We start from the raw sequence: 13,799 nt of genomic DNA on the forward strand, positions 1-13,799 counted from the left end.
CCGGTTTATCCGCTCCCGCCCTCGGAGTATACTCGCCCACGAGGTCCGGTCCGCCAGGGGGCCCTTGGCATGTGTGGCGGCCGGTGTTTCGGGTGCCCAGCGGCCACGGGTGGCGACGATACATAAGGGTTTGTATCATCGCCTACTGCCGAAGGGGCTGGCGCCGTGTAGGATCGGTCCGTCGTGCCGTCGATCCGTGGCTTCGGACGGGCGGTCGGTTCTGGTCAGGAGGCAGGCGGACCGTCCTGCTTCCCGCGGCCAGGGTCGCCGCCGGAAGGGAGCCAGGGAAAGGCGCCGATGCCGAGAGGAGAGCGGGGCCTTCACCTGCCCCATCAGTCTACCGTTCCAGACCTTGTCCTTTTTGACCCGAGTGGGAGTGACCAACATGCTGACCAAGCTGTTCAACCTGAAGCGCGACGAAGACGGCGCCACCGCCATTGAATATGGCCTGATCGCCGCTGGCATCGCCGTCGCCATCATCGCCATCGTGTTCACCATCGGTGACGAGATCGAGAACATGTTCTCCGACGTGCAGACCCAGCTGGAGAACCGCGACAACTAAGCGCGGCTGTCCCCGACGGGTCCGACCGATCCGGGCGGGCGCCCGCTGGCGCCCGCCGTTCTCCCGGTCCCTCCGCCGCCGACCCGGTGTGCCCGGCGTGCGGCCCGGCGGGACCTGGAGCGTCCGGTTGATCTGGCGCGTTCGGTTGACCTGGGGCGCCCGGTTTCAGAGGGGAAGCCGGGTGAGGGCGGCGCAAGGTGACGCCGGCGCGGCACAGGGGATGTGCCGTTGGCTGGCGGGAGTTGCCTTGCCGCCTGTCTTGTCGCCCCGCCGTGTCACGGTCCCGTCCTGACGATCCTCGGCGCCCTGCCGTTCACGCGGCAGGGCGTTCGTGTTTGCTCTGCCGCCTGTCACTCCCCTTCTTCCCTCTTTCCGCTCGCCCGGTCACGCCGCCATCATGCCGCCGCTCGCCGACCTGCCCGTCTGGGCCCTGGTTGTGGTCGCCCTGGCCCAGGGGACGGCCGCCGCCGCCCTGCTGGTCGCCGCGTGGAGCGACCTCAAGGCCTTTCTCATCCCCAACCGGGTGCCGGCCGCCGTCGCCCTGGCCTGGCTGCTGGCCGGGCTGTCGGTTGGTCTGGCCGGACTGGTCCCGGTGGCCACCCTGGCCCTCGATCTGGCGGTGGCGATGGGGGTTTTCGCGGTGCTGGTCGGCCTCTACCTGACCGGCGCGTTGGGGGGCGGTGACGTCAAGCTGATCCCCACCGTTGCCCTGTGGGCCGGCGCCGATGGCGTGCTGGTTTTCCTGATGCTGACCGCCCTGGCCGGCGGTGTTCTCGCCCTGGCCGTGCTGTTGGCGCGTGGAGCCGCCCGCCTGCCGGGGCTGGGCGGCTGGCGGGTGATCCGGGTCACAGCCGGTTGCCAGCGCTTGCCCTACGGTGTGGCGATCGCCGTTGGCGGCCTGTGGGTCTTGGGGCGAGGGGCCTTCGGTTGATCCCATGGTTGTCCGGGGGAGGGGGCGGGCCGGGCTCGCGCCTGAGATGTAAAAATGACACACCGGGCCCGTGATCTGTGGGGTTGTGGAAATTGTTGCTTTTTCTCACGGGGGTTTATGACTAGACTCCTCAATAATGAGATTGGGAAGGGGCAGGCTTGGTGAACTGTCGGCAGCGGTCTTCCGGCCCGTCACGACGGGCAACCCACGCGGGATGGCTTGATGCCTGTCCGGCCGGGGCGGCGCGTTGCGTCGCGCCGCGGCGGCTGGCGGAGGGGGCGTGATGCGGCCGTTGACCATCATCCTGCTGGTCGCCGCCCTGGCCATTGCCGGCGCCGCGGCGTTCCTGGTCAACTCACTGATCTCCAGCCAGGAAACCCAGGAAGAGGCCGGCCCGGCCATTCCCACCGTCGATGTGCTGGTCGCCAACGACGAGCTGAGCGTCGGGGCGATGATCCGCGACGACGATCTGGCCTGGGCCCCGTGGCCCGAGGATGCCCTTGATTCCCGGCTGGTGGTGCGCACCTCGGGCAAGGACCCCAAGGCGGTGTTCGTCGGCGCCTTCACCCGCAAGGAACTGATCCCCGGCGAGCCGCTGCGCCCGGCCTATGTGTTCCGCCAGGGCGATGCCCGGGTGATGGCCGGCCTGCTCACCCCCGGCATGCGCGGCATGGCCATCTCGATCAGCGCCGAAAGCTCGGTCGCCGGCTTCATCCGCCCCGGCGACCATGTGGACGTGGTGCTGACCTACCGGGTGCAGACGGTGAAGGGAACCGGCGAGAAGCAGGTCCACGAAAACGCCTCGGAGACCCTGCTGCGCGACATCCGGGTGCTGGCCATCGATCAGGCCGTGCGCGGCGGCGAGGACGTCGCCAAGACCGGCAAGACGGCGACCCTCGAGGTCACCCTGCCCCAGGCCGAGGTGCTGGCCCTGGCCCAGGACCTGGGCAACATTTCGCTGGTTCTGCGCTCGCTGGCTCCGGGGCCGCGCGACAAGGACCCCTCCGGCCCCAGCTTCACCTCCGACCTGATGGTGGCGCGCGGTCTGGCCCAGGCGGTGCTTGGCCGGGCCTGGGGCGAGGCATCGGGCAGCGGCCGCGACCGTCAGCCGACCCCGGTGGTCCGCCAGCCGACCATCAGCGCGCCGCCGCCGCCCACCATTTCCTCGCCGCCACCGCCGCCGCGCGCCAGCGCGCCGCCGCCGCCGCCCAGCAGCACCAACAACGCGGCAAGCGGGGCGGGCGCGTCGCCGGCGCCGCCGGCGGTGGTCAACATCTATCGCGGGGGCAGCCGCTCCCAGAAGGCGTTCTAGGGAACAGGGGCACCATGACGCCATTTGCCAGTCATATCGGCCGCTTGCTGGTCCTGGTCGCCCTCGGGGTCGCCGTGCCGCAGCCGCTGCTTGCCCAGGCGCCGCCCGAGGCCGGCGGCGACCCGGCGGCGCGGACGGAGAGGGATCGCGGCGCCGCGCCCACCCGGCTCGACGTGCCCGACCGCGTGCGCGCCGCCCCGGTGACCCCGGTCGAGGAAGATGACGGGCCGGTGGTCCGGGTCCGCGACGGCGAGGACATCCAGTTGCCGGTCGGCACCTCGCGCCTGCTCAAGCTGCCGGTGCCGGTGCGCGACGTGGTGATCGGCAACCCCGACGTGGTCGAGGTGATCGCCCGCACCCCCACCGAAGCTTTCCTGATGGCCCGGGGAACGGGCATCACCAACGTCTTCTTCCTCGATGTCGAGGGCCGGGTGGTGTTGCGCTCCATGGTCTCGGTGGTGGTCGACGTGGACGGCCTGAGGGCCACCCTGTCGCGCCTGCTGCCCAACGAGCCGATCCAGGTCGAGGCGACCCCGGACAGCGTCTACCTGCGCGGCCGGGTGAGTTCCGACAGCGTGGCCGATCAGGCGCTGCGCGTGGCCGCCCGCTTCGCCGGGGGCGAGGGGCTGGTCAACCTGCTGTCGGTGGGCCAGGAGCAGCAGGTGCTGCTTCAGGTGCGGGTCGCCGAGGTGGCCCGCAACACCCTGAAGGAACTGGGCATCAACTTCAATTCCCTGGGCGCCGACAACATCAACACCACCATCTGGAACGCCGCCACCACCGCCTCGGCGCTCGATCCGGCGCTGACCAAGGCGGTCACCCTGGGCCTGAGCGGCATCGCCGGCGGCATCCCCTTCGACCTGACCATCCGGGCGCTGGAGGAGCGCGGTCTGGTGCGCACCCTGGCCGAGCCCAACCTGACGGCGGTCTCTGGCGAGGCGGCCGAGTTGGTCGCCGGTGGCGAGTACCCGTTCCCGGTGGCCGATGGCTCGGGCGGCGTGACCATCGAGTTCCGGCCCTATGGCGTGGCGGTCAGCTTCACCCCGGTGGTGCTGTCGGACGGGCGGATCAGCCTTCGGCTGTCCAGCGAGGTGTCGTCCATCGACACCGCCGTGCAGGTCACCGTGGGCGGCAACATCGTCAACGGCTTCAAGGTGCGCCGGGCCAACACGGCGGTCGAGCTGCCGAGCGGCGGCTCGCTGATGATCGCCGGCCTGCTGCAGAACGAGACGCAACAGAACCTCAATGGCGTGCCCGGGCTGATGGACCTGCCGATCCTCGGCAACCTGTTCTCCAGCAAGGCTTTCCAGCGCGATGAATCGGAGCTGGTGATCATGGTCACCTGCTATCTGGTCGACCCGGTTCAGCCCGGCCGGCTGGCCACCGCCACCGATGGCTTCGCGGCCACCAACGATCTGGATTTCTACCTCCTGAACCGGCTGCACCACCTGTACACCGGCAAGAGCACCCTGCCCGCCAACGGGGTGGTCGGGCCGATCGGCTACATCGTGCGCTGAGGAGTTCGAAGAAGACGATGCCCCGCCTCGCCCCGCTCCTCGCCGTCGCCCTCGTGCTGGCCGTCGCCGCCTGTGCCAATCCGCACGAGGTGCGCCGCAAGCATCCGATCATGGTCAACGTCGAGGAGTTGTCGATGGTCATGCGCCCGCCGGCCGCCGACGGCGCCCTGGGGGTGGGCGACGCCGGCCGCCTGGATGCCCTGGTCGACGACTACCGGCGGCGCGGCGAGGGCCCGGTGCACGTGACCATGGGCGGCTTCGCCAGCACCGGCGAGGCCGAGCGGCGCGGTCTGGTGGTGCTCGACGAACTGGTCGCCCGGGGCCTGCATCCAGACCTTCTGCGCCTGTTCGTCGAACCGCTCAGCGCCCACCGCGCCGCCGCGCCGGCCAGCGCCGACCAGCCGGCCACCCACGGCGACGAGGGCACCGGCCGGCGGCCCACCGGCGCCTATGCCGCGGGCCATGCCCCCGACAGCGCCCCCGACGGCGCCCCCGACAGCGCCACCGACATCAATATCGACGCGACCCATCTGGCCGCCGTGCGCTCCCACCTGCGGCCGGCGACGGCGGTGATCAGCTTCATGGGCTACGTCGCCGAGGTGCCCCAGTGCGGGGACTGGTCGGAAGACCTGAGCAACAACTTCGACAACGAGCCGGCCGACCGCTTCGGCTGCGCCGTGCAGCGCAACATCGGCCTGATGGTCTCTAACCCCCGCGATCTGATCCACAGCCGCAGCGATCCACGCAGCGGCCTGCGGGCCGGGCCGATCATGGATGCCTACTCGGCCGGTGATCTGACCACCATGAGCGAGGGTGCCTCGGTCGGCGACTGAGCGGCCGGCGACACGGGATAGACGCTTCAACACCAGGGACGGATCGACGGTCGTGCTGTTTCGGATCAACATTGACGCCTTCGTGCTGACCGAGCCGGTCCAGGCCGCCCTCGAGCAGGCGGCGCGCCATCCCGACCTGGGGCGCTCGAACATCAATCTGGTGCCCGGCGGGCTGGCCGCCGCGCCAACCCACTATGGCGACAACACCACGCCGCAGCTCCTCATCGTCGAAGAGGGTGACGACGACCGGACGATGATGGAAAACCTGGGCCGGCTGGCCGAGGTCTGCGATCCGGCGACCAAGGTGGTGGTGGTCGGCCAACTGAACGACATCGGGCTTTATCGCGAGCTGATCTCGCAGGGCATCAGCGACTATCTGGTCACCCCGATCACCGCCCATCACATCGTGCAGGCGGTATTGTCCATCTTCACCGATCCCAGCGCCCCGCCGCGCGGCCGGCTGATCAGCTGCATCGGGGCGCGTGGCGGCGCCGGGTCGAGCACCGTCGCCTACAACGTCTCCCACATGCTGGGCAAGCTGTACGACGAGGAGGTGATCGTCGTCGATCTCGACCTGTCGTTCGGCACCGCCGGGCTGGCCTTCAACGTCGATGCCCAGCAGACGGTGGCCGATGCCCTGGCCCAGCCGGACCGCCTGGACAGCAACCTGCTCGACCGCTTCATGGCCCGTCGCGACGATCTGTTGCGGGTCTTCTGCGCCCCGGAGCGGCTGGGCGTGGCCGGCGAGGTGGAGCAGGACACCCTGGACATGGTGCTGGAACTGGTCCGCCAGATGGCGCCTTACGTGGTGCTCGACCTGCCCCACCAGTGGAGCCCCTGGGTGCAGGCCATGCTGGCCGCCGCCGATGACGTGCTGCTGACCGCCACCCCCGATCTGGCCGCCCTGCGCGACGCCAAGAACATCGCCGACGCCATGGTCGCCATGCGCGGCGCCGATGCCCCGGTCCATCTGGTTCTCAACAAGGTGGGGCTGTTCCCCAAGGGCGAGCTGTCGCGCAAGGACTTCGAGGACACCATCGACTTGAAGGTGGCCGCCTCCATCCCTTACGATCCAGGGACGTTCGTCAACGCGCTGAACAATGGCCAGCTGGTCGCCCAGTCCAGCAAATCGAGCAAGCTGATTGAACCGCTGGAGAGCCTGGGCGGTCTGGTCAGTGGCCGGCAGGCGGCGGCGGCGCCCAAGAAGGGGGCGTTTTCCTGGCTCACCGGCGGGGCGGGCAAGCCCAGGCGCCGGGCCAAGAAAGCGACCGGCAAACCGGCCAAGAAGAGTTGATCGCCCTCGGCCCGGGCCTGGGCCAGTCGGCGGCGAAAGAAGGTCAGGAGAGCCCGCCACAAGGGTCCTGGCCGGCAAGCGGGAGCAATCGGGATCGCGCACCTTCGCAAGGACCAAGGCGGGGAACGATGGGGCGCCATCCCACAGGGCACTGAAGAGGTAACCCGGGGCCATGTTTGGCAAGCGTACCCAGCCTCCGGCGTCGCGTCCGACCACGCCGCCCGGTCCGCCCCGGCCCAGTCAGCCGGCGCCCAGGGACGACTCCGCCCCGCCGGCCCCGCCGGCGGCCGACCAGCCACCGCCGCCCGCCGCCGCCCCGCCGCCGGCGGCCAAGCCCGCGGCCAAGCCGGCCGTCGCCGCCAAGCCGGCCGTCGCCAAGCCGACGCCGGCCAAGCCGAGCAAGCCCAAGGACCCGGCCGAGGCGGCCCGCCTGCAGGAAATCAAGATCGGGGTCTTCAACGACCTGATCGATTCGGTCGACCTGACCGAGCTGGCCAAGCTGGAACCGGCCCAGGTGCGCGAGGAAATCTCGGACATCGTGTCCGAGATCATTTCCATGCGCAATCTGGTGCTGTCGGCCCAGGAACAGCAGCAGGTCATCGACGACATCTGCAACGATGTGCTGGGCCTGGGGCCGCTGGAGCCGCTGATCGCCCGCGATGACATCGCCGACATCATGGTCAACGGGGCGGACAAGGTCTACATCGAGACCAAGGGCAAGATCGAGCTGACCGACATCAAGTTCCGCGACAACGCGCAGCTGATGAACATCTGCCAGCGCATCGTCTCGGCGGTCGGCCGCCGGGTCGACGAGGCCAGCCCGATCTGCGACGCCCGTCTGGCCGACGGCTCGCGCGTCAACGTGATCGCCCCGCCGCTGGCCATCGACGGGGCCGCGCTGACCATCCGTAAGTTCAAGAAGGACAAGCTGCGCATCCCCGATCTGGTCAGCTTCGGCTCGATCACCCCGGCCGGCGCCAAGATCCTGGAGGTGATCGGCGGCTGCCGCATCAACGTGCTGATCTCCGGCGGCACCGGCTCGGGCAAGACCACCCTGCTCAACGCCCTGACCGGCTTCATCGACGTCGGCGAGCGCACCATCACCTGCGAGGACTCGGCCGAGCTGCAACTTCAGCAGCCGCATGTGGTGCGCCTGGAAACCCGTCCTCCCAACCTCGAGGGGGTGGGCGAGATCACCATGCGTGATCTGGTCAAGAACTGCCTGCGCATGCGCCCGGAGCGCATCATCGTCGGCGAGGTGCGCGGCCCGGAAGCCTTCGACCTTCTGCAGGCCATGAACACCGGCCACGACGGCTCGATGGGCACCATCCACGCCAACAACCCGCGCGAGGCGATCAGCCGTGTCGAGAACATGATCGCCATGGGCGGCTTCAACCTGCCGGCCAAGACGGTGCGCGAGCAGATCGCCGGCGCCGTGCAGGTGATCGTCCAGGCGGCCCGTCTGCGCGACGGCTCGCGCAAGATCACCCACATCACCGAGATCGTCGGCATGGAAGGCGAGGTGGTCACCCTGCAGGACCTGTTCGTCTACGAGATCGAGGGCGAGGGGCCGGACGGCAAGCTGGTCGGCCGCCATCGGGCGACCGGCCTGCGGCCCAAGTTCTGGGACAAGGCGCGCTATTTCGGCAAGGAACGCCTGCTGCTGGAAGCCCTCGAGGAAGCCAAGGCCGGGAGTTGACAGATGATGGACCAGCTCGCCGTCTCTCCCCTGATGCTCGGCCTGATCGGCGGCATGTTCCTGCTGCTGATGGTCTTCGCCGGGCTCATCCTGAACCTCCAGTATGGCCCGCGGGCCCGCCTGCGCCGGCGCATGGAGGCGGTGACCGGGGTCTCGCTGACCGGCGGCCGCAAGGGCGCCGCCCAGGGCAAGGCCCAGCCCGGCGGAGGACGCAAGAAGGCCATCCAGACCAAGCTCAAGGAGCTGGAACAGCAGCGCAAGCAGCAGAAGGCGGTCAGCCTCAAGCAACGCCTGATCCAGGCCGGCCTTCAGGTCAGCCCGCGCGGCTTCGTGCTGATCGGGCTGGCCTTCGGGGCCTTTTCGGCCGTGGTCTACTACCTGATGGGCTACAACCCGATCGGCATTCCGCTGGTGCTGGTCGCCATGGGGCTGGGTTTTCCGCGTCTGGTCCTGAAAAAGCTGATCAAGCGCCGCCAGAAGAAGTTCACCGCCAACTTCGCCGACGCCATCGACGTGATCGTGCGCGGCATCCGCTCCGGCCTGCCGGTCGGCGAGTGCATGAGCATCATCGGCCGCGAGTTCGACGATCCGGTGGGGCCCGAGTTCCAGTTGCTGATCGAGGGCCAGAAGCTGGGCATGACCCTGTCCGACGTGCTCGACCGGGCGCTTACCCGCATGCCGACCAACGAGGTGAAGTTCTTCGCCATCGTGCTGGTCATCCAGCAGCAGACCGGCGGCAATCTGGCCGACACGTTGTCCAACCTGTCCAACGTGCTGCGCGAGCGCAAGAAGCTGAAGGACAAGATCAAGTCGCTGTCCAGCGAGGCCAAGGCCTCGGCCATGATCATCGGCTCGCTGCCCATCGTCATGACCCTGCTTCTGTTCCTGGTCAAGCGCGAGTACATCACCACCCTGTTCACCGACCCGGTCGGCCAGATCATGATCCTGATCGGGCTGGGCTGGATGGGCACCGGGGTCCTGATCATGAATCAGATGGTCAACTTCGAGGCCTGAGGGCCTTGCTCTTACGGCGGCGAAGGCAGACGGCCCCATGAGCTTCATCGACACCGAATCCCTGGTCATCGGGCTGTCCGCCCTGGGCGCCTTCCTGACCATCCTGGCCATCGGCATGCCACTGATCCAGCGCGACGGGTTGTCGTCGCGCCTGAAAAGCGTCGCCGCCCGGCGCGACGAGTTGGCCCGCCAGCAGCGCGAGAACCTGAGCCAGAGCCGCCGCACCCGCTACCAGAAGAAAAAGAGCGTGGACCTGATGAAGCAGGTCCTGGACAAGCTCAACCTGCAGAACGTAATCGCCAGCCGGGAGCTGAAAAACCGCCTGTCGCAGGCCGGCTATCGTTCGCAGAACGCGGCCGTGGTGTTCTCCTTCGCCCGCCTTGCCCTGCCCCTGGTGCTGGCCGGCCTGTTCCTGCTGTTCGCCGGCGCCAACAGCGACCTCGACCTCGACCTGGGGATGCAGTTGCTGATCGCCGCCGGGCTGGCCGTGGTGGGCTTCTACCTGCCCGGCCTGCTGGTCACCAACACCGCCCAGAAGCGCCAGAAAACGTTGATGCAGAACTTCCCCGACGCGCTCGACCTGCTGGTCATCTGCGTCGAGGCCGGCCTGTCCATCGAGGGGGCGTTCACCCGGGTTTCGGAAGAGCTGGTCGACAGCGCCCCCGACCTGGCCGAGGAATTCGGCCTGACCACCGCCGAGCTGGCCTTCCTTGGCGATCGCAAGCAGGCCTACGAGAACCTCGCCGAGCGCACCGGCCTGCCGGCCACCAAGTCGCTGACCACCGCGCTGTTGCAGTCGGAGCGTTACGGTACCCCGGTCTCGGTGGCCTTGAAGGTGCTCTCGCAGGAGAATCGCGATTCCCGCATGGCGGCGGCGGAAAAGAAGGCGGGCGCCCTGCCGGCCCAGTTGACCGTGCCGATGATTGTCTTTTTCCTGCCGGTGTTGTTCATTGTGATCATCGGTCCGGCGATCATCCAGTCGCTGGAAAACCTCTGATCGACCGCCGCCCGCCAAGAGTTTCCCCCAGCCGGCGGCGCGCTACCCGTTAGGAAATGCAAGCGTTGAGCGATCCCATTGCCCTTGTCACCGGCATCACCGGCCAGGATGGTGCCTATCTGGCCGAACTGCTGCTTGAGAAAGGGTACCGGGTGCACGGGGTGAAGCGGCGCTCGTCGTCCTTCAACACCGAGCGGGTGGACCACCTCTATCACGACCCGCACGATGGCGACGTGCGCTTCCGCCTGCACTACGGCGACATGACCGACGCCACCAACCTGATCCGCCTGATCCAGGAGGTGCAGCCGACGGAAATCTACAATCTGGCCGCCCAGAGCCACGTGCAGGTCAGCTTCGAGACCCCGGAATACACCGCCAACGCCGACGCCCTGGGCACCTTGAGGCTGCTCGAGGCGTTGCGCATCCTGGGCATGGAAAAGCGGGTGCGCTTCTATCAGGCCTCGACCTCGGAGCTGTTCGGCAAGGTCCAGGAGACGCCGCAGAGCGAGACCACGCCGTTCTACCCGCGCAGCCCCTACGCGGTGGCCAAGCTTTACGCCTACTGGATCACCGTCAACTACCGCGAGGCCTACGACATGTTCGCGGTCAACGGCATCCTGTTCAATCACGAAAGCCCGATCCGGGGCGAGACCTTCGTCACCCGCAAGATTACCCGGGCCGCCGCCGCCATCCATCTCGGCCTGCAGGACTGCCTGTACCTGGGCAACCTGGAGGCACGCCGCGACTGGGGCCACGCCAAGGACTACGTGCGCGGCATGTGGCTGATGCTGCAACAGGACACGCCCCAGGATCTGGTTCTGGCGACCGGCGAGACGCGCACCGTCAAGGCCTTTGTCGAGGCCGCCTTCGGCCGCCTTGGCCATGACATCGAATGGCGCGGCGGCGGGGTCGAGGAAGAGGGCATCGACAGGCGCAGCGGCAAGGTGGTGGTGCGGGTCGATCCCCGCTACTATCGGCCGACCGAGGTGGACCTTCTGCTGGGTGACCCGTCGCGGGCCCACGAGGCGCTGGGCTGGCGGGCCGAGATCCCGTTCGAGGCGTTGGTCGGCGAGATGGTCGACGGCGATCTGGCCCGCCTCAGGGGCGCCCAGGCCGCCGACCTGCACCGCAGTGGCGAGTGAACGCCCGACCACCGACGAGGTCCCGATTACCGAAGAGGCCTCGACCATCGAAGAGGCCCTGACAGGCAAGGAGAGTCCGATGTCCGAGTTGATGCTGTCCCACATGCAGTCGACCCTTGAGCGGGTGTCCGGCGAGCTGTCGGCGCTCAAGGGCAAGGCCGACGCCGACCGCGAGCGCATGCTGGGGGCCCTCGGTGATCTGAGCGCCAACTCCGGCGCCGTGATGACGGTGCTCGCCGCCTTCCTCAAGGCGCATCGGCTGGACCCGGCCATCGCCCTGGCGGTGCTCGACGAGGAGGAGGCCGAAAGCGGCATCCAGTCGCCGGAAATCCGCCAGCGGGTGAAGCAACTGGTCGGCGCCGTCTGATCCACCCCGGACCCCGGGCAAGGGGAGGGGGGCCAAGGGGAGAGGGCCAAGGGGAGAGGCGCGGTGTCGATCCTGCTTTCGGTGCTGGCGGCGCTGGCCGAGATCGCCGGCTGCTTTTCCTTCTGGGCCTGGCTCAGGCTCGGCAAGTCGGCCCTGTGGCTGGTTCCCGGGGTGTTCAGTCTGGTTCTGTTCGCCTGGCTGCTGACCCGCATCGACGCTGACTTCGCCGGCCGCGCCTATGCCGCCTACGGGGGCGTCTACATCGCCACCTCGCTGGTCTGGCTGTGGGCCGTGGAGGGCGTGCGGCCGGACCGCTGGGACGGTCTCGGCGGTGCCCTGTGCCTGCTCGGCGCGGCGGTCATCCTGTTCGCCCCGCGTCAGGCCTGAAGGCGGCCGTTTTCGGTTGGAGGGCGATGAGAAAAGGGGCGCCCCGGGTGCCCGTTTTCGTTTGGAGGGGGGACGAGAGAAAAGGGGCGCCTGGGCGCCCCTTTTCGGTTGCTGGTCCGTGGCGGCGGATCAGCCGTTCACGTCGACCACCACGCGGCCGCGCACCTGACCTTTCAGAATGGCCCGGCCCAGTTCCGGCACCTCGGACAGGCTGGCCGGGACGATCATCGCCTCCAGCTTGTCCAGCGGCAGGTCGCGGGCGATGCGGGCCCAGGCGCGCTCGCGGTCGGCCTTGGGGCGCATCACCGAATCGATGCCCAGCAGGTTGACCCCGCGCAGCAGGAAGGGGATCACCGTGGCCGGCAGGGCGGTGCCGCCGGCCAGCCCGACGGCGGCCACCGAGGCCCCGTACTTCATCTGGCCGAGCACCCGGGCCAGCATGTCGCCGCCCACCGCGTCGACACAGCCGGCCCAGGTTTCGGTTTCCAGCGGGCGCTTGACGGTCTCGGCCAGCTCCTCGCGCGGCACGATCCGGCTGGCCCCCAGGTCCTTCAGGTAGTCGGCGCTTTCCGGGCGGCCGGTCACCGCCGCCACCTCGTAGCCCAGGTTGGCCAGGATGGCGGTGGCCACCGAGCCGACGCCGCCCGCCGCCCCGGTGACCAGCACCGGCCCCTGGTCGGGAGTCAGGCCGTGGTCCTCCAGGGCCATCACGGCGAGCATGGCGGTGAAGCCGGCGGTGCCGACGGCCATCGCCTGGCGGGCGGTCAGTCCGTCGGGCAGGTTGACCAGCCAGTCGGGCTTGACTCGGGCCTTCTGGGCGTAGCCGCCCCACCATACCTCGCCGACCCGCCAGCCGGTCAGCACCACCGGGTCGCCGGGGGCAAAGGCCGCATCGGCGCTGTCGGCCACCGTGCCGGCGAAGTCGATGCCGGGCACGTGGGGCCAGCTTTTCACCAGCCCGCCGCCCGAGCCCAGGCACAGGCCGTCCTTGTAGTTGACCGTCGAGTAGGCCACGTCGACCGTCACCGCCGCCTCGGGCAGGGCGGTTTCGTCCATCTCCTCGACCGTGGCCGAGGCCTTGCCCGCGTCATCCTTGCGGACCACCAACGCCTTGAAACCCATGATGTCGCACTCCTCCCTGCGCCAAACATCGAAGATCAAGGGGCCAGCCTAACCCACAGCACGGCACGCCGCCAACCGGTCGGGTTGGCGTGGCGTCAAGGGCGGCGGGACACGGGAAGGAGTGCGGCCCCGGGGCTGGTCCGTGGGAGGAGAGGGGAGGCTCGGACCAGACCCCGGAGCCGCGTCAGGCAGCGATCCCGGAACCGGCGGCCTCTTGGGGGGGCATGGCCGGCGGCTCCTGGGAGGTGGGATCGCGCCTGGGGATGGATGGCTGTAAGGAGGGTCTCAGGCGGTGCGGGCGTGGCCACCAGAGTGGCCGCCCGGATGGCCAAGGGTGCGCTGCCAGCGGCGGGCCAGGGACTCGGCGGCCCGGTGCAGGGCATGGGTCAGCCAGACGGCGCGCAGGTGGCGCACGTGGAGGTCGAGGCTGGGCTGATCGATCGGCGGCGTGGGCAGACGGGGCGACATGGTCTTGGACGTTTCGTTTTCAGGGGTTATGGGAAACCGGCGTCGCGTTCTTCGGCGGCGTCCGGTGGCCCTTATATAAGTCCCAACGGACACCCCACAGCCGCTGATTTTGCACCGCAGCAATGAGGAGTGCGCATAACCCCCACCTGAAAGT

14 protein-coding genes are annotated in these 13,799 nt (G+C 68.9%); 12 read left to right on the forward strand and 2 right to left on the reverse strand.

Annotation, left to right across the window (positions count from 1 at the left end):
* The first annotated feature begins 385 nt into the window (after positions 1–385).
* The 12 genes from BLR95_RS10665 to BLR95_RS10720 all read left to right on the forward strand — a co-directional run bounded on the left by BLR95_RS10665 (position 386) and on the right by BLR95_RS10720 (position 12,055).
* A complete protein-coding gene (locus BLR95_RS10665) occupies positions 386–562 on the forward strand; it encodes a Flp family type IVb pilin (RefSeq protein ID WP_092619593.1) in 177 nt (58 codons plus the stop codon).
* A gap of 397 nt (positions 563–959) precedes the next feature.
* Positions 960–1,493, forward strand: coding sequence for an A24 family peptidase (locus BLR95_RS10670; RefSeq protein WP_092619596.1), 534 nt, complete (start codon positions 960–962; stop codon positions 1,491–1,493).
* 283 nt (positions 1,494–1,776) lie between these two features.
* Positions 1,777–2,805, forward strand: coding sequence for a Flp pilus assembly protein CpaB (gene cpaB, locus BLR95_RS10675; RefSeq protein ID WP_092619599.1), 1,029 nt, complete (start codon positions 1,777–1,779; stop codon positions 2,803–2,805).
* A 14-nt stretch (positions 2,806–2,819) separates the two neighbouring features.
* Positions 2,820–4,322 (forward strand): type II and III secretion system protein family protein, encoded by a 1,503-nt coding sequence (locus BLR95_RS10680; RefSeq protein WP_092619602.1) that lies wholly within the window; start codon positions 2,820–2,822, stop codon positions 4,320–4,322.
* Between the two features lie 17 nt (positions 4,323–4,339).
* Positions 4,340–5,155 carry a CpaD family pilus assembly lipoprotein gene (locus tag BLR95_RS16250; RefSeq protein ID WP_092619605.1) on the forward strand — a complete coding sequence of 272 codons (816 nt, stop codon included), beginning with the start codon at positions 4,340–4,342 and terminating at the stop codon, positions 5,153–5,155.
* Positions 5,156–5,207: 52 nt separating this feature from the next.
* The gene (locus BLR95_RS10690; protein ID WP_092619608.1) at positions 5,208–6,449 is read left to right on the forward strand and encodes a CpaE/TadZ family protein; all 1,242 of its coding nucleotides are present in this window, start codon (positions 5,208–5,210) and stop codon (positions 6,447–6,449) included.
* 172 nt (positions 6,450–6,621) lie between these two features.
* Positions 6,622–8,148 (forward strand): TadA family conjugal transfer-associated ATPase, encoded by a 1,527-nt coding sequence (locus BLR95_RS10695; RefSeq protein WP_092619611.1) that lies wholly within the window; start codon positions 6,622–6,624, stop codon positions 8,146–8,148.
* Positions 8,149–8,151: 3 nt separating this feature from the next.
* Complete coding sequence (locus tag BLR95_RS10700) at positions 8,152–9,162, forward strand: type II secretion system F family protein (protein ID WP_092619614.1); 1,011 nt, start codon at positions 8,152–8,154, stop codon at positions 9,160–9,162.
* Positions 9,163–9,199: 37 nt separating this feature from the next.
* Positions 9,200–10,159 (forward strand): type II secretion system F family protein, encoded by a 960-nt coding sequence (locus BLR95_RS10705; protein ID WP_092619617.1) that lies wholly within the window; start codon positions 9,200–9,202, stop codon positions 10,157–10,159.
* A gap of 65 nt (positions 10,160–10,224) precedes the next feature.
* Positions 10,225–11,301, forward strand: a complete 1,077-nt coding sequence (gene gmd, locus BLR95_RS10710; protein ID WP_245689443.1) for a GDP-mannose 4,6-dehydratase — start codon at positions 10,225–10,227, stop codon at positions 11,299–11,301.
* A gap of 79 nt (positions 11,302–11,380) precedes the next feature.
* Positions 11,381–11,668 carry a hypothetical protein gene (locus tag BLR95_RS10715; RefSeq protein WP_092619623.1) on the forward strand — a complete coding sequence of 96 codons (288 nt, stop codon included), beginning with the start codon at positions 11,381–11,383 and terminating at the stop codon, positions 11,666–11,668.
* Between the two features lie 63 nt (positions 11,669–11,731).
* Complete coding sequence (locus tag BLR95_RS10720) at positions 11,732–12,055, forward strand: YnfA family protein (RefSeq protein ID WP_092619625.1); 324 nt, start codon at positions 11,732–11,734, stop codon at positions 12,053–12,055.
* A gap of 129 nt (positions 12,056–12,184) precedes the next feature.
* Here the strand turns inward: BLR95_RS10720 and BLR95_RS10725 are convergent, their stop codons facing one another.
* Both BLR95_RS10725 and BLR95_RS10730 read right to left on the reverse strand, forming a co-directional pair.
* Positions 12,185–13,177, reverse strand: a complete 993-nt coding sequence (locus tag BLR95_RS10725; RefSeq protein WP_092619627.1) for an MDR family oxidoreductase — start codon at positions 13,175–13,177, stop codon at positions 12,185–12,187.
* A gap of 285 nt (positions 13,178–13,462) precedes the next feature.
* The gene (locus tag BLR95_RS10730; protein ID WP_092619630.1) at positions 13,463–13,645 is read right to left on the reverse strand and encodes a hypothetical protein; all 183 of its coding nucleotides are present in this window, start codon (positions 13,643–13,645) and stop codon (positions 13,463–13,465) included.
* Between the last annotated feature and the right edge of the window lie 154 nt (positions 13,646–13,799).

It is taken from the genome of Roseospirillum parvum, from assembly GCF_900100455.1.
Classification (GTDB): domain Bacteria; phylum Pseudomonadota; class Alphaproteobacteria; order Rhodospirillales; family Rhodospirillaceae; genus Roseospirillum; species Roseospirillum parvum.